The organism is Rhizobium sp. P1_E6 (assembly GCF_056405875.1).
On the sequence record NZ_JBFUBG010000022.1, the window covers coordinates 61,426 to 81,695 of the forward strand.

Genomic DNA, 20,270 nt, shown 5'->3' on the forward strand with positions numbered 1-20,270 from the left:
GGTATGGGCAGCAAGCCGCGCCACGTCCTGTGCGTCGGGGCGGCCGTCCTGGATACGTTGTTTCGGGTCAGGACAATTCCGCAGACGCCCGGCAAGGTCCTGCCCTACGAGATGCTGCAGGTGGCTGAGGGAATGGCTTCCAGTGCGGCCTTTGCCGTCRTGCGCCTCGGYGGCATGGCAAGTCTCTGGAGCGCCGTCGGCGACGATCAGGCCGGGCAGCAGATCCTGTCGGAACTGGAGCAAGCGGGCATTGATGTCCGCGGCATCGTCCAGGCTCCCGGTGCCCGCTCAGCCGTTTCGACAATCCTCATCGACGATAACGGAGAGCGCCTGATCGTCCCCTTTTACGACCCGCGCCTGCATGAAGATGTAAGGGACGTAACGGCCGACGATCTCGCCGCATTCGATGCCGTGCTGGTGGATGTCCGTTGGCCCGCTTTCGCCCTCAAGGTCCTGTGCACCGCCAGGCAGGCGGGCAAGCCTGCGATCCTTGACGGCGATGTCGCCCCGCCTGAGGTCATCGACATGCTGGCGAGACAGGCGGATCATATCATCTTTTCCGAGCCTGCAGCCCACAGCCTTTCAGGGATCAGTGATCCTGCCGCCATGATCCCGCTTCTGAAGCTGCGTTATCCGCAGGCATTGGTCGTCGTTACTGCCGGCGAGCGCGGCAGCTACTGGTGGGACGAACAAGCAGCCTGCGTCGCCCATATGCCTGCGTTTCGCGTCAAGACCGTCGACACGCTTGCGGCCGGAGACATCTTCCACGGCACCTATGCGCTGGCGATTGCCGAAGGACTATCGATCGACAGTGCCATTCAAATGGCTTCGGCCGCCGCCGCATTGAAATGCAGTGTCTTTGGTGGACGGCTGGGCGCGCCCGACCGGGCTGGTGTTGCGGCCTTGTTGCGGCACGCTGGTTTCACGGAAACAGCTGACGCCTAGCGCCTGCGGGCAAACGAGATAAACCTCAGTCTTGGCTCACATAGGCGAGGTAGCGCTTCTTGCTCGGCTGCAGGTGATCGACACAGAGCTGCGCCAGAACCCAGTTGTCCCTGCCCTTCAGCATCTCGATCATCAGCCGGTGATGTTCATGCGAGATCTGCAGCGATTCCTTGCTCGACATGGAATTGGCGCGCACCGGCAGGCTGAGGCGCATATAGAGCTCGATCGACTGCACGAGATGTGAATTGCCGCAGGCGCCGAAGAGCGTCAGGTGAAACCTGTCATTCGTCTCGTGCACACCGCGCAGATAGCCGGATTCGACGTATCGGCCATGCTCTTCGTGCAAGACCGTCAATTCAGAGATCAACTCGTCAGGCGCCGGCAGCGGAATCCAGAGTGCCGCCTGCCGCTGCAGCAATTCGCGCACGTCATAGATCTCCTGCACCTGCCTTGATGTCAGCGAACGCACGGTGGCGCCCTTGTTGCGCTCGCGTACGACGATGCCCATCGTCTCCAGCTGGACGATCGCCTGGCGCGCGAAGTGTCGCGTCACATGGAAGCGCGCAAGCAGCGTGTCCTCCGTCAGGCGGGTGCCGGGGGCCAGCCGTCCGAAGATAATGTCCTCTTCAAGTGCGCGCACGATGCTCAGATCGTCGTGCTCGATCTCGTCTTCACGGCTTTCATTGAGCGTCTGCATCAACAAGTTCTCCGGCAATGCGCCATCTTATCGCGGTTTGCGTTCGGGGTCGAACCGGCTCTGCCGATAGATGTCTTCGACGAGCGCCAGCGTCTTCAGATTATCGTCAGGCACCGTCTCCATCGCCGCACGGCCCTCCAGCCCGTCGAGGAAATGCGCAATCGTTGCGTCGTAAGCGCCCTGATAGACGGCATCCGCATCGAACTCCTCCACGCGCCGCATATGACCTTTTGCAGAAAGACGACTTCCATCCAGTTCCAGCGTTGCCTGCGTGCCGGATATCCGCAGATGGTCGCGCGGTGCCGGCGGCGCGCCGTGCACTGCCAGATTGGCGTTTACCGTGACGATCACCCCGTCGTCCAGACGGCGCAGGACGACAGCGGCGACATCTTCGGCAATAATGTCGTCATTGCTGCGCTCGAGCCTTGCGGCGACCACTTCCATTTCGCCCAGCAGGTAGCGAAGCGCATCCAGATGATGAATCATCACTTCCATGACCAGCAGACGCTGCTGCCTGCGGAAAAACGGCTGGCGTATAAGGGCAGGCCTGTTCCCGTCGGCGTCGGCAATCATGCCGCTCGAGAAGAATTCAAACTGAACCTGCCTGATATTGCCGGCCAGGCCTTCATCCAGCCAAGCCTTTAGCCGGCGGTAATAGGCGCGAAACCGCCAGTTCTCGTGCACCATCAGACGGATGGAAGATGGCAGGCCTGCAACGAGGGCGACCGCTTGATCATAGTCGGGCGCGAGCGGTTTTTGGCAGAGGATATCGATGCCCTTTGCCGCTGCCAGTCGCACGAGATCCACATGCGCCTCGCGCGGGGCGCAGATATCGACGGCGTCGAGCGCTTCTTCCGCCAGCATAGCCTCTGCGCTCGCGTAATTGCGAGCAATGCCGAACTTGCCGCTTTTGGCCGCGCGGGCTTGCCCAGAGGGATCGGCGATCGCCACGATCTCCGCACGAGCCGACTGCTTTGCCCACGCAGGCAGGTGATAGTCGCTGACCCAACCAGCCCCGATGACTCCTACCCGCCTTCGTTTTACATCCACGACAAACCACTCCCGTTCCATTTTATCGATAATTTAGCCTTCATCTCCCAGAAAGCCAATGCACACAATGAAGGAAAAACTGTAAATACCTCGAATTATCTTGAGTTTTCTCAATTAAATTCCATGACGAGAGCAACAGGCGCAGCCGCAACCATATCTTCTTTATTGACAATCTCGCATATCGCTTTAGGCTTGGCCTCGACTTAAGGGATGAGGGAGGAACAATTGTCGAGCGGTCTTCGTCGCAAGCTGACGAGTTACGGCGATCAGGGTTTTTCCCTTTTCCTGCGAAAGGCTTTTATCAAAGCCATGGGCTATTCGGACGATGCTCTGGATCGCCCGATCGTTGGCATTGCCAATACCTACAGCGATTTCAACCCGTGCCACGGCAATGTCCCACAGCTCATCGAGGCTGCCAAGCGCGGTGTCATGCTGGCGGGTGCCATGCCGATGGTCTTTCCGACCATATCCATCCATGAGAGCTTTGCCTCGCCGACCTCGATGTATCTGCGCAACCTGATGGCGATGGAGACAGAGGAAATGATCCGTGCCCAGCCGATGGATGCGGTGATCCTCATCGGCGGCTGCGACAAGACCCTGCCGGCTCAGATCATGGCGGCCGCCAGCAGCGAGATCCCGGCGATCTTCCTACCGACCGGGCCTATGGCTGTCGGTCATCACAAGGGCGAACGGCTTGGCGCCTGTACCGATTGCCGCCGCTTCTGGGGACGTTTTCGTGCCGGCGAAATCGATGAGGCCGAGATTACGGACGTCAACAACAAGCTCGCCAGTTCCGTCGGCACCTGCACGGTGATGGGAACGGCAAGCACGATGGCCAACCTGACAGAAGTAATGGGTCTTTGCGTGCCGCGGGCGGGATCGGCGCCAGCGGCTGAATCCGAACGTGTGCGCCTCGCCGAGGAGACCGGACGCGTCGCCGCCGGCCTGGCAACCGATTCGGATGCGCCCCTTGTGCGCGATATCCTGACACCTGCGGCGATCCGTAACGGTCTCGTCGCGCTGCAGGCGATGGGTGGCTCCACCAATGCCGTCGTCCACCTCGCCGCCATCACTGGCCGGCTCGGCCAACGTCTCGATATGGCCGAGCTTGACAGGCTCGGCAAGATCATCCCGCTGCTGGTCGATCTTCAGCCCTCCGGCCAGCATTATATGGAACAATTCCACGAGGCCGGCGGCGTGCAGGCGCTGCTGAAGGCCGTGCGCCACGAGATCGACGGCAATCAGCGGACGGTCTATGGAAAAACAATCGGCGAGGTGATCGATAGCGCCCCCGACGAGCCGGGTCAGACCATCATCCGCACGGTAGAAAAGCCACTGAAACCCATCGGCACGATTGCCGTTTTGTCCGGTAACCTCGCCCCCCGCGGCGCAGTCATCAAACAATCGGCCGCATCAAAGGACCTGCTGCAGCATGAGGGGCGGGCTGTTGTCTTCGATTCCGTCGAGGACATGACTTTGAGGATCGATAGCGAAGAGCTGGACGTGAGGGCCGATGATGTTCTCGTGCTGCGCAACGCCGGTCCCAAGGGAGCGCCGGGCATGCCGGAGGCCGGCTATCTGCCGATCCCGCGCAAGCTCGCGCGGCAGGGTATTAAGGATATGGTGCGCATCTCCGATGCCCGAATGAGCGGCACTGCCTTCGGCACCATCGTGTTGCATATCGCACCGGAGGCCGCCGCCGGCGGACCGCTGGCAATCGTCAGGACGGGCGACCGCATCCGCCTGGACGTCGCTGAACGGCGAATAGACCTTGTCATCGACCAGGCCGAATTCGACCGGCGCATGGCAGAACTCGGCGACGTATCCAGAGCCGAACCACCGCGCGGCTATGCGAAGCTTTACCATACCCGCGTGCTGCAGGCCGACGAAGGCGTGGATTTCGATTTCCTCCAGCATGAGGAGTTTGAGGCGAAATGAGCATGGTGGATAGCGAAGCGCCACCCTGCCTTCCCCGCCTGCCGCTGACGCGCCTTCCGTCAAACCCGCTGCCACAGGACACGATCGACACGCATTTCCACGTCTTCCGTGCGGATGCGCCGCTCAATACACCGCGAAGCTATACGCCTGACATCGCAACGACTGCCGACTGGATCGCCTTCGCCGACCAGCTCGGTATCGGCAGGGGCATTCTCGTCCAGCCAAGCGTCTATGGACTTGACAATCAGGTGCTGATCGAGGCGCTAACTGCCTTCCCCGACCGCCTGCGCGGTATCGTCGTCATCGAGCCCGATGCGAGCCCTGGCGAGATTGTCCGACTCGACCGGCTTGGTGTCCGCGGCGTGCGCATCAACACCCGTAACAAGGGCGGCCTGCCGCTTGCCGCCGCCGAAACGCTTGCATCGGAAATACGCGATTTCGGCTGGTCGCTGCAGCTGCAGGTCAGCCCGGAACAGATCACCGGGCTCGCTGGGCGTCTGCGGGATCTTGAGGTTCCTTTCGTCATCGATCATCTGGGCTTCATACCGCTCGCCGACGGTGCTTGGCGGCAGCATCTGCCGGCGCTCCAGCGGCTGGCCGATAGTCCCGGCGGCTACATCAAGCTGACAGCCCCCTACCGGCTGACGCGCGAGCGCGGCTATCCAGGTTTTGCCGAAGTGGTGAAGGCGCTTGGCACCAGCCATCCGGAAAAGCTGCTCTGGGGCAGCGATTGGCCGCACACCGAACTCTGGAGCGATATGCCTGATGATGCCGAGTTGATAGACGGGATGCAGGACGCCATTGGTACCCCCGCGCTTGCCCGCAAAATCTTCGTCGAAAACGCCAAAAAACTCTTCTTTGATCGCTGAACGGCAAATGCCTTGACGATGGCCAAGAGCACCTATGTGATTGTTGTCGCACGCTTTGCCGGAGCGGCTGCGAGTCGGCAGGTGTCATGATCCGCGCGATCTGGGCGGTTGGGGGAAATGTGAGCAAGAGCTACGATTTTATCATTGCCGGCGGCGGGTCTGCTGCCTCCGTTGCGGCCATGCGGCTGGTGCGGGATTTCGGATTTTCGGTGCTGATCATTGAACGCGGGCCGCGTGACACAGCAAAGCTGATGTCCTTTCCAGCCGGCTATATGAAATATCTCGCCCGCGACGATTTCCTCGAAATGCACCATACGGTGCCACAGCCACAGCTTGGCGGCCGTGGGCCGATCGTGCCGGTCGCCAGGGCGCTCGGCGGTGGCAGCGCGGTCAATGCCATGGTCTATATGCGCGGCCAGAAGGAGGATTACGATAGCTGGTCCGCCTATCTCGGCAACGGGACCGAGTGGTCTTATGCCGACATGCTGCCGCACTTCAAAAATATCGAGGCCAATAGCCGCTTCAACAACGAATTCCACGGCATTTCCGGCAATCTGCGCGTTTCCGAGCCGCGCCATATCTCGGATACGACCGAGGATTTCATCCTCGCCGCGCAAGGGCTCGGCCACCCCTATAATCCCGATTTCAACGGCGTCAGGCAGAATGGCGTCGGCATCATGCAGCACACCTTCGCCAAATGGGGTCGCCGGACCGAGCGGTCGGATGCGAAGAAAGCCTTTCTCGATCCGCTGGCTAGCGACAAGAAGCTTGAGATTATTACAGAAGCGCGCGTCGACCGCCTGATCATCCGGAACGGCCGCGCGGTCGGCGTTGCCTATACGCGGGGCGGCCAGACCCACGAAGCCACGGCCGAACGTGAGGTGCTTGTCGCGTCGGGAACCTATAACAGCGCCAAGCTGCTGATGCTTTCAGGGATCGGCCCTGCCGATCACCTGCGCGAACACGGCATCAAGGTGGTCGCCGACCTGCCCGGCGTCGGCGCCAATCTGCAGGATCACCACGAAGTTCCCGTCATCGCCACTACGAAGGGCAAGTCCGGCTATTTCGGCGAAGACAAGGGCTGGCCGATGGTCCGCAACGGCTTGCAATACCTGCTCTTCGATTCCGGGCCTGTGACGACGACGGGGATCGAATCGTGCCTCTTCTACGACCCCGATGGCGGCGAGCGGCCGACGATCCAGCTCTATTGCGCACCGATCGTCTATCTCGATCGCGACGTCTCCTCTGCCAAGCCGACCTGGGGCGTGACTTTCACCTCCTGCCTGCTGCGGCCAAAGGCACGCGGCAGCGTGAAATTGCGCTCGGCCAATCCCGCCGACCAACCGCTCGTCGACTGCAATTTCTTCGGAGATCCCGATGATCTGCGGCTGACTCTCGCGTCCTTGAAGACGGCGCGGCAGCTTCTGGAAACGGAACCCTTCCGCTCGAAGATCGCAATGGAGATCCTGCCCGGTAAGGCGCTGCAGGACGAAGACGCGCTGACGAAATTCGCAGGCCAGACCGTCAAGACGAACTATCATCCCTCGGGCAGTCTGCGCATGGGGCCGGAGAGCGACCCCATGGCTGTGGTCGACGGTACGCTGAAGGTCCGCGGGCTCGAGGGGCTGCGGGTGATCGATTGCTCGATCATTCCCTTCATCCCGTCAGGCAATACAAACGCACCGGCCATAGCGATCGGCTCCAAGGCAGCCGATATGATCCGCAGGGATTACCATTGAATGCCGCTCATTTTGACGCTATATAACGTCAATAACATTGGCATGGAGATGGATCATGGGCCTCGCGCAATATGCGGATGATGGGCTGTTTGCACCGCGCAAGATTGCCGATGCTTTCCGCACGACCAGTGAGGAGATTGCTCGCACCGCCGGTCTCGGCAAGGATGCCATCCAGCGCAAGGATCGCATCCGTTCCGACAAGACGCAGCGACGCCTGCGCGAAATGATCGAAGTCGTCAACAAGGCCGAACCCCGCTTCGGCTCGGCGCTGATGGCCTATGCCTGGTATCGCTCCGAGCCATTGTCCGGCTTTTCGGGCCAGACAGCCATGCAGCTGGTCCGCGACGGACGGGCCGACGAGGTCATGGATTATATCGATGCGATCGACGCCGGCGTTCACGCCTAGTCGCTTATGATGCGCTACCAAGGAAAGCTCTACCGTGCGCTGAACCCGGTCTATGCGCGCCAGCCGCTTTCCGGTCGCGGCGCCGAACTCTATGGCGGCCGGTTCAATCCCAAGGGGATGCCGGCGCTCTATACGTCCCTGTCAGTTCTGACGGCGCTCCGGGAGGCCAACCAGGTCGGCAGCCTGCAGCCGACCACCCTCGTCTCCTACGAGGCCGAGATCGAGCGCATCTTCGACGTCAGGGACGAGACCGCCCTTCAGGCGTTCGGAATGGACGCTGCAGCGATTACCGGGGCGAGCTGGCGCGACGAGATGAAGGTGAATGGAGAAGCAAGAACGCAGACCTTTGCGCGCCGGCTGGTGTCCGACGGCTATCACGGACTGCTGGTCAGAAGTTTTGCTCCCGCGGCCAGAATCGACGATCTCAATCTCGTGCTGTGGTTATGGAGCGAGAAAGCTCCCTGCCGCCTGACCCTGATCGACGACGAAGGCAGATTGTCCTGACCGCGTGGCGCGACCAGCGCCGGCTATGTAACCGGCGCTGATCGTCTATTGGTCTCTCAAGCGGCACGGACCTTGCTCGGCCGCGCCCATTCCGGCAGCCAGTCGCCATGAGTGGCAAGCAGCTCATCCACCAGCGACCAGATCTGGTCGAGGTCGAGTTCGGCAGCCGTGTGCGGGTCCATCATTGCGGCATGATAGATGTGCTCCGGGTTTTCCGTCATCAGCGCCTGGACCGTCAGTTCCTGGACGTTGATGTTGGTGCGCATCAGCGCGGTCAACTGCGGCGGCAGATCGCCGATATAGGTCGGCTGGATGCCGGAGGAATCGACGAGGCACGGCACTTCTGCGGCGCAGTTTGCCGGCAGCGAGGTGATGCAGCCATTGTTGCGGACATTGCCGTAGATGACCGAGGGTTCGCCAGTCCAGACCGAATTGATGATCGAGGAGGCATATTCCTTTGATGACTGGACCTCGATCTTCTCGGCCGAGCGATAGGTTTCCGCCTGCCCCTTCCAGCGGGCGATCTGCTCGATGCAGCGCTTCGGATATTCATCGAGCGGAATGCCGAATTTCTCGATCAGGTCCTCGCGGCCTTCCTTGATGAAATAGGGCGTGTATTCGGCGAAATGCTCCGAGCTTTCGGTGACGAAATAGCCGAGCCGCGTCAGCATCTCGTAACGCACCTTGTTGGGGCAACGCGGGTTCCAGCCGGGCTTCGGCGCACGTCCCTCACGATAGGCGCGCACGAGATCGGGATAGAGGTTCTTGTAGGAACCATCCGGCTGACGATGCTCAAACTTCAGATAGAAGGCCATGTGATTGATGCCGGCCGAGCGGTAGCGGATTTCCTCGTAGGGAATGTCGAGGTCGTGGGCGAGTTCCATTGCCGTGCCCTGCACGGAGTGGCAGAGACCGACCTGCTTGATGTCAGGATATTTCTCTGAGATCGCCCAGGTATTGATCGCCATCGGGTTTACATATTGCAGCATGATGGCGTTCGGGCAGACGGCGCGCATGTCCTCGCAGATCTTCCAGAGATGCGGCACGGTTCTGAGACCGCGCATAATGCCGCCGACGCCGAGCGTATCGGCGATCGTCTGGCGCAGGCCGTATTTCTTCGGCACTTCGAAGTCCGTCACCGTACAGGGCTCGTACCCGCCGATCTGGAAAGCGACGACGACGAAATCGGCACCCGACAGCGCCTTACGCTGGTCGCCATAGGTTTCCGCCTTCGCCTTCACGCCAAGCGTCGAGATCAGCTTGTTGACGACGATGGCGCTTTCTTCAAGGCGCTGCGGGTTGATATCCATCAACGCGATCGTGGCGCCTGACAGCGCCGGACGCTGCAGGATGTCGCCAACGATGTTCTTCATGAAAACGGTGGAGCCAGCTCCGATGAACGCTATTCTGGGATTTGCCATATGAACCTCCGGCATTCTGAAATCAGGCTACGTCAAAAGCGGCTTTGACGAGCCGTTCGGTGTAGGGTGTCTTGGGGTTGGAAAGGACTTCGTTGACAGGGCCCTCTTCCATGATCTTGCCGCGCTGCATGACGATGACACGGTGGCAGAGGGCGCGCACGACCTTCAGGTCATGCGAAATGAAGAGATAGCTGAGGCCCCGCTCATCCTGCAGCTTGCGTAGCAGTTCGATGATCTGCGCCTGAACCGACAGGTCGAGCGCCGAGGTGGGCTCGTCGAGCAGGATGAATTCCGGCTCCAGCGCAATTGCCCGCGCGATGGCGATGCGCTGGCGCTGGCCGCCGGAGAATTCATGCGGGAAGCGCGAGAGGATATTGCCCGGCATGCCGGCGGACACTAGCGCTTCGCGAACCCTGTCCAGACGTTCACCCTTGGTAGCGCCGAGCTTGTTGACGACCAGCCCTTCCTCGATGATCTGACCGATGGTCATGCGCGGATTGAGTGACGAGAACGGGTCCTGGAAGACGACCTGCATGCGCGAGCGCAGGGGCCGCATTTCCGCCCGTGACTTGCCGTGGATCGGCTGGCGATCGAAATAGATCTCGCCATTGTCCGTGTCGCTGAGCCTGAGCAACGCCTGGCCGAAGGTCGTCTTGCCCGAGCCGGATTCACCGACCAAGCCCAGTGTCTCATGGCGCCGCAGCGTCAGATTGAGGCTGTCGACGGCGACCAGTTCGCGCAGCTCCGGCTTGAAGAAGCCGCCATGGCGCATCATGAAGGAGACACGCACGCCACGGGCGTCGAGAATGATATCCGATCCCTCCGGTAGTGGATTGGCCTGGCCGCGCGGCTCGGATGCCAGCAGATGCTTGGTATAGGGATGCTGGGGATTGGCGAAGAGCTGCTCGGTTATATTGTGCTCGCGCATCTCGCCATGCTGCATCACGTAGACATAGTCGGAGAACTTGCGCACGACCGTCAGGTCATGAGTGATGAGGATCACCGCCATCCGCAACTCCGTCTGCAGATTGCGGATGAGATTGAGGATCTGCGCCTGGACGGTGACGTCGAGCGCCGTCGTCGGCTCGTCGGCGATCAGGACATCGGGATCATTGGCAAGCGCCATGGCGATCATAACACGCTGCCGCTGGCCGCCCGAGAGCTGGTGCGGATATTGCCGCAGCCGCGCTTCAGGATCGGGGATCTGCACCTGCTTCAAGAGTTCCAGCGCCTTGGCATCGGCCTGCTTGCGGCTCATCTTGCGGTGGACGCGGATTGCCTCGACGATCTGGCTGCCGATCGTATAGATCGGGTTCAGCGAACTCATCGGCTCTTGGAAGATCATCGAGATCCGGTCGCCGCGCAGCTTGCGGCGAGCCTTCTCGGAGAATTTCAGGATGTTGGCACCGTCATATTCGACGCTCGAGCGCGGCGAGATGACCGCACGCTTGGACAGCAGCCCCATGACGGTGCGCGCCGTCACCGACTTGCCGGAACCGGACTCGCCAACGATGGCGATGGTTTCGCCGCGGTAGAGCTGGAAGGAAATATCCTTCACGGCCTCGACGGTGCCGTGCTCGACCTTGAAATTCACGCCGATATTGCGCGCGTCGATAACAGGACTTTCCTTGCGTCCGTCATGGTCGTGACGGACGGGCGGGGCGAAGGAACTGACGAGAGCAAGAGCCATCTTCATCACCTCAATAGGGATCGACCGCATCGCGCAGACCGTCGCCCAGCGCATTGAACGCAAAGACGGTGATCAGCACGAAGGCGACGGGGGCGAGAATCCAGGGATATGTTCCGATGACGGAATAGTTCGCCGTATCCTGCAGCATCAGGCCCCAGGAAATCAGCGGCGGCTTCACGGCAAAGCCGAGGAAACCGAGGAAGGATTCGAGCAGCACGACGCTCGGAATGTGGATGGTGACGGCGACGATCACGTGGCTCATCACGTTCGGAAAAATATGCTGGAAGATGATGCGCCGGTCGGTGGCGCCAACCGCCATCGCCGCCCGTACATATTCGATGCGCGCCAGCGCCAGCGTCTTGCCGCGCACCTCGCGCGACATCTGCGCCCAGCCAAGCGCCGACATGACGAAGATCACGAAGGCGAGGAAAACATTGGTCGGCGCGGTGATCGGGATCAGCGACGTCAGCGCCAGATAGAGCGGCAATTGCGGGAAGGCGAGCACCAGCTCGACGAAACGCTGCACCCAGACATCGAAGGCGCCGCCGTAATAACCCGAGACCATGCCGACGGTGGTACCGACGACCGTGACGATAAAGACTACTGTCAGTGCGATCATCAGTGAGATGCGCGAGCCGATGATGGCGCGCGACAGGACGTCACGACCGAACTTGTCGGTGCCGAGGAAATGCACCGGCTGGCCATCRACCGTGCCGAAGAAATGGCGATTGGCCGGGATGAGACCGAGTAGATTGTAGTCCGCCCCCCTGACGAAGAAGCCGAGCAGACGCGGATTGTCATAGTCCAGGCCGACGACCGGCTGGAAGGTAACCGGATCGAGTTCTTCGGAATCCGCCAGCGCATAGACGCGCGGCCAGACAAGATTGCCTTCCTTGTCATGGATGCTGATGAGCTGCGGCGGCGCAAAGCCGACATCGGTCGCCTTTGGATCCAATGGCGCAATGAAATCGGCAAATATCGCCATGATGATCAGCAGGCCGACAAGGATGAGGCCGATCATGCCGGTCCAGGAGCGCCGCAGGCGGCGCCAGACCAGCGCCATATAGCTCTCATTGCCGTGGCCGCTATTCTTAACTGCCTCTTCATGCGGCGGGGGTGGGGAAGAGTCGAAGGCAAACATATCAGGCTCCTCCATATTGACGGACCCGAGGATCGAGCATGACAAGCAGCATATCGGCGATAATGTTGCCGATGATCAGCGTTGCCGACAGCACCAGCATGAAGGTGGCGGTGACATAGACATCACCGATCGCCATGGAGCCGACGATGGCCGGACCAACGGTCGGCAGGGCAAAGATGATCGCGGTTTCGATCTCGCCGGTCAGCATGTAGGGAAGCACGACGCCCTGATACATGACAAGCGGATGCAGCGCGTTCGGAACGGCATGGCGCATGACGACCGCGCCACCCGAGAGCCCCTTGGCACGTGCCGTCTCAACATATTGGGCATTCAGCGTATCGAGCAGGTTGCCGCGCATGACGCGCATATTGTAGGCCAGCCCGCCGAAGGTAGCGATCGCAACGACCGGCCAGACGTGGCTGACGAGATCCATGAATTTCGCCCAGGACCACGGCGCCCCGCCATATTGCGGCGAGAAGAAGCTGCCGATTTCCGTGACGTTGAACTGGAAGACCAGCAGGTAGACGATGATCAGCGCCATCAGAAAGCGCGGTACCGTCATGCCGAGGAAGGCGACACCCGAGAGCAGGTTGTCGATCCAGCTATATTGGCGAGTCGCCGCCCATATGCCGAAGCTGATACCGAGGATCGATGCGAAGATGTGGCAGACCAGCGCCAGGGCCAGCGTGCGCGGCAGGCGCTCGCCGACCACATCGGCAACCGGCTTGTTGTAGAACATGCTGTAGCCAAAATCGCCTTCGGTCACGATGCCCTTGATCCAGTTCACGTACTGGATGACCAGCGGCTTATTGAGTCCATGTTCGACGCGGTAGGCCTCGGCCTGCGCATCGGCCTGAGCGAAGGAGGCTCCGCCCTGATTGATCAGCTGCGAGCGGATGTAGTCGGCATAGTCGCCGGGCGGCGCCTGAATGATGGCAAAGGTCACCACGCTCAGGATGAAGAGGACGGGGATCGCCGAAGCGATGCGCATGAGCAGGAATCGTAACATCGAACGGTTCGCTTCTCCTTGCCGCCAGTCGCTCGTCTCCAGCGCGGCCGGCTCGTTGATTCTGACCGGCCGCGCGCTGCACGCGCGGCCGGAAGTTTCGTCTTTCGGGAGGGAGCTCTTAGTTCACGGGACCCTTGTCTCCGGGCTTGCCGGGAAGCTGACCAGGGAAGAGTTCGTACTTGCCCTGCTTGTCAGCAGCCACCCAGAGGCGTTCGCGGATGACGGAGTCTTCAGCCCAGTTGAACATCATGATCGGCGTGCCCTCAGGGATGTTCGAAAAGCGCTTGTTGATAATCAGCGCGCCCGGATATTCCGTGAGGCCGACCGTATCGACATGTTCGGTCGCGGTCTTCTGGTACTGCTTCATGAGCGCGACACGTTCGTCATTGTCCTGGCTCGCACGGAACTTGTTCACGATGTCGGCAAGGTCCTTCTCGTAAGGCAGGAGATCGAGCTGGTCACCCTTGCCGGCGCGATGGTGCCAGCTGGTGCGTGGGCCGACAGCGGCAAGCTGTTCGGTATTCTGCACCACGGAGGCGAGCTCCGACGTATTACGCTGGATCAGCCAGTCGAACTGGCCGGCATAATGCGCATTGTCGCGCTTCGGACCATCAAGAGCATTGATGATGACCTTGATGCCGAGCTTCTCCATCTGGCCGACGACACCTTCGGCAAGGCTCTTGTCGGTGGCATAGCCGTTATTGACGAGAAGCACGATTTCGACGTCCTTGCCGTCTCCGGTTCCGGCCGGGAAGTTCACGAAGCCGTCGCCATCCGTATCCTTCAGGCCGACCTTAGCAAGCAGTGCCTTGGCCCCCGCAAGATCGAAAGGATAGTAAACCGTCGAATTGCGGTCATAGAAGCTGGTGCCCGAAGACAGACCGCCTGCATAGATCGCCGTGAACGGTCCCTTGACGAGAGAGTCGCCGATCGCCTTGCGGTCGAACGCCATAGTTACGGCCTTACGGAAGTCTTCATTGCGATTGAGCTCGCGGATTGCCTGGCTGCGGGCATCCGGATCACCCCAGCCATTGGCAGAGAGGTTCATGCGCAGGTTATAGCCGATGAGGCGCGGACCGAAGGCGAGACGCGCCGGAGCGGTCTTTTCGGCGGCGCGCTTCAGCGACGCCACGAAGTTTTCCGGCTGCTCGAGGTTCGAGAAGTCGGCGGAGCCGGCAACGGCCTGCACGTCACGGTCAGCCCAGGTCGAGAGCTTGTAGTGCAGTTCGTTGAGATAAGGCAGCTGATTGCCCTTCTCATCGACCTTCCAGTAATAGGGGTTGCGGCGCATGACGATGATATCATCAGGCCGGTATTCGACCGGCACCCAGGCGCCCATGACCGGCATATTCATGAATTCCGGCGGGAAGGCATTCTTGAACTGGTCGTAGGTGTTCTTCGAATATTTCGGATGCTGAGGCTTGAGGATGTGCGACGGCCCCGGGCAGAAGTTCGGATAGGCCATCGTATAGAGATACTGCTTCGGGAAGGCTTCCTTGAAGGTCCATTCGACCGTGTAGTCGTCGATCTTCGTGAGCGTGGTTCCCTCGCCGAAAGCCTCCGGCGACGCACCGCCGCCGAGCGGCGAGACGTTCGGATCGATGACTTCGTCTTCCCAATAGAACATGATGTCATCGGCATTGAATGGCGCCCCGTCTGACCACTTGGCGCCTTCCACCAGGTGCATGGTCAGCTTGTGGCCGTCCTGCGACCATTCCCAGCCCTTGGCAAGGTTCGGCAGCGGCTCGGTATCCTTGGCCTCGACCTGGAAGAGCGGCGCGGTGCGCGTCAGGCATTCGGAGAGGCCGATATCGATGCCACCCCAGCCCTGTGTCTGGCCGGCACCGTAATTCCAGCCTTCCGGCCGGCCGCCGATCACATGGCGCATCGTATCGCCGTAGACGCCGGTGCCATCAGGCATATTTTCGGTCTTGAAGACCATTGGTTCCTTTGGAAGGCGATCCTTGACTGCCGGAAGCTTGCCGGTGGCGACGAAGTTTTTCGTCAGCCAGTCCGGTTCGTGATATTCCGGCAGCGCCTTGAACTCCAGAATGGAGTCGCGGGACACATATTTGATCTTGCCTTCCGCCGGGAACGCGGGCGGAGCCGGAGGTACTGTCGGCTCGGATGCGTAGGCATTGATGGCGGCGACTGAAACGCCAAGCGCCAGTCCTGCCAGGATGCCGATCTTACGGAAATTCGTCATCGTCTCTCCCTCTTGTTCGGAGCGCTTGCAGCGTCTCCGCTTCTCCTCAAACGGCGATGGAAAAAGCCTCGGTGCGGCGGATCTTCCTCCCGTAGACCCTGCCGCAGCTTCCTCCATCCACGACTTAAACGGCCTGCTTCAGCGCCGCCTTTTCGACGCGAAGTTCTTCAATGGAGCGAACATTGCGGCGTGCAGCCCCTTCCCACTCCCTCGTCTTGACCTTTGAATTCGCCAGCCGCTCCTTGGCAGCCGGCACGGCATCGGCATATTGCGGCAGCCAGCGGGCCTGGGCGACGACCATTTCGTCGACCATCTGCCAGACCTCCTCCGGCGTCGAGACGGCGCCGACCAGCGGATCGTGCAACACCGCGAGCTTCAGGAGATCGATATCGCCTGATATTGCCGCATGCACCGACATGCGCTGGACATTGATCGACGAGACACAGGTCGCCGCACAGGCTTCCGGAATGGTGATGCCGGAGACCATGTTAATACCGAAACGATCGACGAAGCCGGGCGACTCGATGATGGCGTCGGACGGCAGGTTGGTAATGACCCCGGTATTCTTGACGTTGAAGTGGCCGCGATAGACCCGGCCGGTCTCCAGCGCCTCGAGAATGTGGCTCGCGTGTTCGTTGGAGCGCTTGGCCGGATCGATCGGCTTTTCGGCCGAAGCGAGGAATTGCGGGAATTCCGTCTCGAACCAGTTGCGGGTCTCGGTCGAGTGGCGCAGATAGCCGCCGGTTTCGCCGTGGATCCAGTCGGACATGTCGATCCAGCGGGTAATTTCGTCCGGCCGCTTGCGGTACCAGGGCAGGTATTCGGAGAGATGGCCGTTGCTCTCGGTCGAATAGACGCCGAAGCGCTTCAGCACGTCGATGCGCAGCTTCTCCTGCTGCGAATAGACCGGGTGCGCCTCGAAGGCGGCAATCAGCTCGTCCTTGCCGATCTTGCGGCCGTTGAGGCGCAGATCGACGAACCAGGTCTGGTGGTTGATACCCGAGCAGATGTAGTCAAGCTCGCCTTGCGACTTGGCGCCGAGCACTTCGGCAATCTGCTCCGCACCATGCTGAACGCCGTGGCAGAGGCCGACCGTGTCGACCTTGCCATACTCGATGGCCGCCCAGGTATTCATCGCCATCGGGTTCGCGTAGTTCAGGAACTTCGCACCCGGTGCTGCGACCTCCCGGATATCCTTGCAGAAGTCGAGGATGACCGGAATGTTGCGCTGACCGTAAAGAATGCCGCCGGCGCAGATCGTATCGCCGACACACTGGTCGATGCCGTATTTCAGGGGAATTCTGATATCGTCGGCATAGGCTTCCAGCCCGCCGACGCGCACGCAACTGATGATATAACGTGCGCCTTCAAGCGCCTTGCGGCGATCCGTCGTCGCTGTCACCTTGGTCGGCAACTTGTTTGCCTCGACGATCTTGTCGAGAATTGCCTTGATCATCTGGAGGTTATGCTCGCTGAGGTCGGTCAGCGCGAATTCGATGTCCTTGAATTCCGGCACGCAGAGAATGTCCGTGAAGAGCTTCTTTGTGAAGCCGACGCTGCCTGCCCCGATAATAGCGATTTTGAAACTCATATCCTTCACCTCGATCCGATCAAATGCTAGGTAGAAAGGCGGTTAAGGAGGGCTGGTCGGCACGCCTTGCGTATGTCGTCCAAAATACAGAAAATCGTACCTGTATTCCTCCCGGCCGTTCTTTCGACCGTGATCTCTTCCTCTTGTGAGACGGGATTATGCGCATATTCGGCAGGGCGGCCAGAGAAGGATTATGCTTTCGAGGGTAATTTTGTGCTGCAGGAATTGATCGCCAACGGACAGTCGATGAGGACGGTTTCGCTGCCACGCGGACGCCAGCGTCTGCACGCCATGCCGACGAGCGCCGGATATGAGGTGCGCGAGGCCGAAACCTATGACTGGGACGGTAGAAAGCGCGGCCAGACGCCGTTCACGGTGCTGCAGCATACGATCAGCGGCACCGGCCGTCTGCGCTACCAGAACCGCAACTACAAGCTCCAGAGCGGCGATACGATGATGGTGATGGTGCCCCACAATCACCGCTACTGGCTCGAAAAGGGCGAGCGCTGGGAATATTTCTGGATCTCGATGAACGGCGAGGAGACGCTGCGCATCCACAAGATGGTGCTGGCTTTAGCAGGGCCGGTGCTGAAACTGCAGCAATCGACCGTCGATCATCTGGCAGATTGCAGCCTGCGTCTCGTCAGGGGTGCAAACACGCCGGGCTCCGCCTCGGCGATCGCCTACGAAGCCGCCATGGCGTTATACGACGACATCTTCGGAGCGCCGGCCTTCATGGCCGAACAGAGCGTCATGCAGCCCGTGATCGACCATATCAATATCAATCTGGAAAAAACGCTCCCGGTCAGCGAGCTTGCGGCGATCGTCGGTTTGAGCCGCGCGCACTTCTCCCGCAGCTTTGCGGAAAGCGAAGGTGTGCCGCCCGCCGAATATGTCCTGCAGCAACGGTTGCAGCGCGCCGCAAAGCTGTTGACCAAGGCGGACTTCCTTCCGGTCAAGGAAGTCTCGATCATGTGCGGCTTCGAGGATGCGAACTATTTCGCCAAGGTCTTCCGGCGCGTTTATGGCATCACGCCAACCGAATTCCGCACGACAGGCATGTATGCGAGCATCGGCCGCAGCCGGTAGGGGTTGGAAACCGATCGGACTATCCCGCAAACGCCCACGCGCTATCGAAGTTTAAGGGGGCGGCATTTTGTGGCGTCATGTCGAACCGCGACGTGCGGGTTGCCTAAACTAACCGGCATGTCGAACGCAATCTGCACGATCGCGTCGATGGGAATGTCAGTACTATCGCCGGCGCCGCACATGCTCGACCAGGGCACGCAGCTTCGGGGCGAGATTACGCCGGTTGGGAAAGTAGAGGAAAAAGCCTGCGAACGACGGGCAATACTCTTGCAGAAGAGGCACCAGTTCGCCGGATGAGACATAAGGCCTGAAGGTCTCTTCCATGCCAAACGTGATGCCTCCCCCCGCCCGGGCCGTGCGGATCATCAACCACATGTCATTGGTGGTGATCTGAGGATTCACCGCCACATCGAACTCACGTCCATTCTCGCCAAACTCCCAACGATAAGGTGCGGTATGGGGTGCGGGACGCCAGCCGATGCAGCGATGCTGGGCCAGTTCCGAGGGATGCGAGGGCTTCCCGAAACGCTCGAGATAGGAAGGCGCGGCAAACGCGCACTGACGTTGCTCGCCGGATGCCGGGACGGCGATCATATCCTGGTCGATCACTTCGCCCAGCCGCACCCCCGCGTCATATCCCTCCGCCACGATATCGAATTCCTCGTCCGTGACGGTCACATCGATTTGAACGGCAGGATAGGCGTCAGCAAAGCCCGACAGCAGCGGCCCTGAGATGAACCGCTCCGCAATCGAGGACACTGCCAACCGCAAAAGGCCGTTCGGAGCGATTTCCTGATCGGCGGTGGCCTCAAGGGCTAGACCAACTTCGGAAATGGCCGGCGCCACGCGCTGATAAAGTTGCTCGCCAGCTTCCGTCAAGCTGACGCTCCGTGTCGTTCGCTGAACGAGTGCCACGCCGAGCCGGTCTTCGAGGCGACGGATCGTCTGGCTCACCGCCGACCGCGTAACACCCAGATGCTCGGCGGCCGCGCGGAAACTCTTCGCCTCCGCGACGGCCAGAAAAACAGAGATGCCATTCAGATCCACAGCCATTGGTTAGATGAAGTTACCAGAGTGGTTATGATTGGGCAAGTTGTCCGCTCTTTTGGGAGCCTGTACGTTTGGCTCGGTAAATTGGAGATGGCAGACAAGATGATGCTGAATAACTACAAGCTGCTGGGCCGTTCGGGCTTGCGCGTTTCGCCCATAAGCCTGGGCACCATGACCTTCGGATCGGAATGGGGTTGGGGTGCCGACAGTGCCGAAGCCCGTCGTATCTTCGATCTGTATGTCGATCGGGGCGGCAACTTCATCGATACTTCGGTGAACTATACCAACGGCGGCGCCGAACGCCTCCTCGGAGAATTCGTCGGCGACAAGCGTGAGCGGCTCGTCATCGCGACAAAATTCACGATGTCACGCGAGCCCGGCAACCCCAATGCGGGCGGAAACCATCGCCTCAACATAATACGGTCTGCCGAGCAGAGCCTCAGACAACTCGGAACGGATCGCATCGATCTCTTCTATCTGCATGGATGGGACATGACGACCCAGCCGGATGAGGTGATGCGCGCCCTCGACGATCTCGTTCGGTCGGGAAAGATCCTCTATCTCGGCATCTGCAATACGCCCGCATGGCGGGTCGCGCAAATGCAGACGCTCGCAGACATGCGCGGGTGGTCGCCCTTCGTCGCGCTCCAGATCGAGTACAGTCTTGTGGAACGCACCGTCGAGCACGAGCTCCTACCGATGGCCGCAGCCTTGGGCCTCGGCGTCCTTCCGTGGTCCCCGCTAGGGGGCGGCGTGCTGACCGGCAAATACTCCCGAGCGGACGTTCAGGATTCACGAGAGGCAGCCGTGTCCCCCAGCCRCAAGGGCGTTATCGCTTCGTCCGGGCATCTGAACGAGCGCTCGATCGAGATTGCGCACGAGGTTCGCGCGGTTGCCGAGGAAGTGGGGTCGACACCGTCCCGGG

The 20,270-nt window shown here is 60.5% G+C and carries 17 protein-coding genes; 8 read left to right on the forward strand and 9 right to left on the reverse strand.

Annotated elements, in window-relative coordinates:
• Nucleotides 1-3 precede the first annotated feature (3 nt).
• On the forward strand, nucleotides 4-945 hold the full coding sequence (locus tag AC1D35_RS14125; RefSeq protein ID WP_477938745.1) for a sugar kinase: 942 nt from the start codon (nucleotides 4-6) through the stop codon (nucleotides 943-945).
• Between the two features lie 25 nt (nucleotides 946-970).
• Here the strand turns inward: AC1D35_RS14125 and AC1D35_RS14130 are convergent, their stop codons facing one another.
• Both AC1D35_RS14130 and AC1D35_RS14135 read right to left on the reverse strand, forming a co-directional pair.
• The gene (locus AC1D35_RS14130) at nucleotides 971-1,642 is read right to left on the reverse strand and encodes a GntR family transcriptional regulator (protein WP_477852043.1); all 672 of its coding nucleotides are present in this window, start codon (nucleotides 1,640-1,642) and stop codon (nucleotides 971-973) included.
• 27 nt (nucleotides 1,643-1,669) lie between these two features.
• Complete coding sequence (locus AC1D35_RS14135; protein ID WP_477852044.1) at nucleotides 1,670-2,692, reverse strand: Gfo/Idh/MocA family protein; 1,023 nt, start codon at nucleotides 2,690-2,692, stop codon at nucleotides 1,670-1,672.
• A 225-nt stretch (nucleotides 2,693-2,917) separates the two neighbouring features.
• On the opposite strand from AC1D35_RS14135, the gene AC1D35_RS14140 reads away from it, so the two are divergent.
• From AC1D35_RS14140 to AC1D35_RS14160, 5 genes are all read left to right on the forward strand, one after another.
• Nucleotides 2,918-4,630, forward strand: coding sequence for an IlvD/Edd family dehydratase (locus AC1D35_RS14140; RefSeq protein WP_477852046.1), 1,713 nt, complete (start codon nucleotides 2,918-2,920; stop codon nucleotides 4,628-4,630).
• Nucleotides 4,627-5,499, forward strand: a complete 873-nt coding sequence (locus tag AC1D35_RS14145) for an amidohydrolase family protein (protein WP_477852047.1) — start codon at nucleotides 4,627-4,629, stop codon at nucleotides 5,497-5,499. The genes AC1D35_RS14140 and AC1D35_RS14145 overlap by 4 nt, the downstream gene beginning before the upstream one ends.
• A gap of 86 nt (nucleotides 5,500-5,585) precedes the next feature.
• Nucleotides 5,586-7,238, forward strand: coding sequence for a GMC family oxidoreductase (locus AC1D35_RS14150; protein ID WP_477852048.1), 1,653 nt, complete (start codon nucleotides 5,586-5,588; stop codon nucleotides 7,236-7,238).
• A gap of 55 nt (nucleotides 7,239-7,293) precedes the next feature.
• Nucleotides 7,294-7,644, forward strand: coding sequence for an MbcA/ParS/Xre antitoxin family protein (locus AC1D35_RS14155; RefSeq protein WP_113298702.1), 351 nt, complete (start codon nucleotides 7,294-7,296; stop codon nucleotides 7,642-7,644).
• 9 nt (nucleotides 7,645-7,653) lie between these two features.
• Nucleotides 7,654-8,148, forward strand: coding sequence for an RES family NAD+ phosphorylase (locus AC1D35_RS14160; RefSeq protein ID WP_477852119.1), 495 nt, complete (start codon nucleotides 7,654-7,656; stop codon nucleotides 8,146-8,148).
• A 56-nt stretch (nucleotides 8,149-8,204) separates the two neighbouring features.
• Here the strand turns inward: AC1D35_RS14160 and melA (AC1D35_RS14165) are convergent, their stop codons facing one another.
• From melA (AC1D35_RS14165) to melA (AC1D35_RS14190), 6 genes are all read right to left on the reverse strand, one after another.
• A complete protein-coding gene (gene melA, locus AC1D35_RS14165) occupies nucleotides 8,205-9,569 on the reverse strand; it encodes an alpha-galactosidase (protein ID WP_477852049.1) in 1,365 nt (454 codons plus the stop codon).
• 22 nt (nucleotides 9,570-9,591) lie between these two features.
• The gene (locus AC1D35_RS14170) at nucleotides 9,592-11,259 is read right to left on the reverse strand and encodes an ABC transporter ATP-binding protein (protein ID WP_477852050.1); all 1,668 of its coding nucleotides are present in this window, start codon (nucleotides 11,257-11,259) and stop codon (nucleotides 9,592-9,594) included.
• A gap of 10 nt (nucleotides 11,260-11,269) precedes the next feature.
• A complete protein-coding gene (locus AC1D35_RS14175; RefSeq protein WP_113298700.1) occupies nucleotides 11,270-12,400 on the reverse strand; it encodes an ABC transporter permease in 1,131 nt (376 codons plus the stop codon).
• 1 nt (nucleotide 12,401) lies between these two features.
• A complete protein-coding gene (locus tag AC1D35_RS14180; protein ID WP_477852051.1) occupies nucleotides 12,402-13,409 on the reverse strand; it encodes an ABC transporter permease in 1,008 nt (335 codons plus the stop codon).
• Between the two features lie 118 nt (nucleotides 13,410-13,527).
• Nucleotides 13,528-15,615 carry an ABC transporter substrate-binding protein gene (locus AC1D35_RS14185; protein WP_113308874.1) on the reverse strand — a complete coding sequence of 696 codons (2,088 nt, stop codon included), beginning with the start codon at nucleotides 15,613-15,615 and terminating at the stop codon, nucleotides 13,528-13,530.
• A 124-nt stretch (nucleotides 15,616-15,739) separates the two neighbouring features.
• Complete coding sequence (gene melA, locus AC1D35_RS14190; RefSeq protein ID WP_477852052.1) at nucleotides 15,740-17,206, reverse strand: alpha-galactosidase; 1,467 nt, start codon at nucleotides 17,204-17,206, stop codon at nucleotides 15,740-15,742.
• Nucleotides 17,207-17,419: 213 nt separating this feature from the next.
• Here melA (AC1D35_RS14190) and AC1D35_RS14195 point away from each other — a divergent pair, with 213 nt between their 5' ends.
• Nucleotides 17,420-18,295, forward strand: coding sequence for an AraC family transcriptional regulator (locus tag AC1D35_RS14195; protein ID WP_113298696.1), 876 nt, complete (start codon nucleotides 17,420-17,422; stop codon nucleotides 18,293-18,295).
• 162 nt (nucleotides 18,296-18,457) lie between these two features.
• Here AC1D35_RS14195 and AC1D35_RS14200 read toward each other — a convergent pair whose 3' ends face one another.
• Nucleotides 18,458-19,348 carry a LysR family transcriptional regulator gene (locus tag AC1D35_RS14200; protein ID WP_477852054.1) on the reverse strand — a complete coding sequence of 297 codons (891 nt, stop codon included), beginning with the start codon at nucleotides 19,346-19,348 and terminating at the stop codon, nucleotides 18,458-18,460.
• Between the two features lie 99 nt (nucleotides 19,349-19,447).
• Here AC1D35_RS14200 and AC1D35_RS14205 point away from each other — a divergent pair.
• On the forward strand, nucleotides 19,448-20,270 hold an 823-nt coding region (locus AC1D35_RS14205; protein WP_477938751.1), incomplete at its 3' end, for an aldo/keto reductase.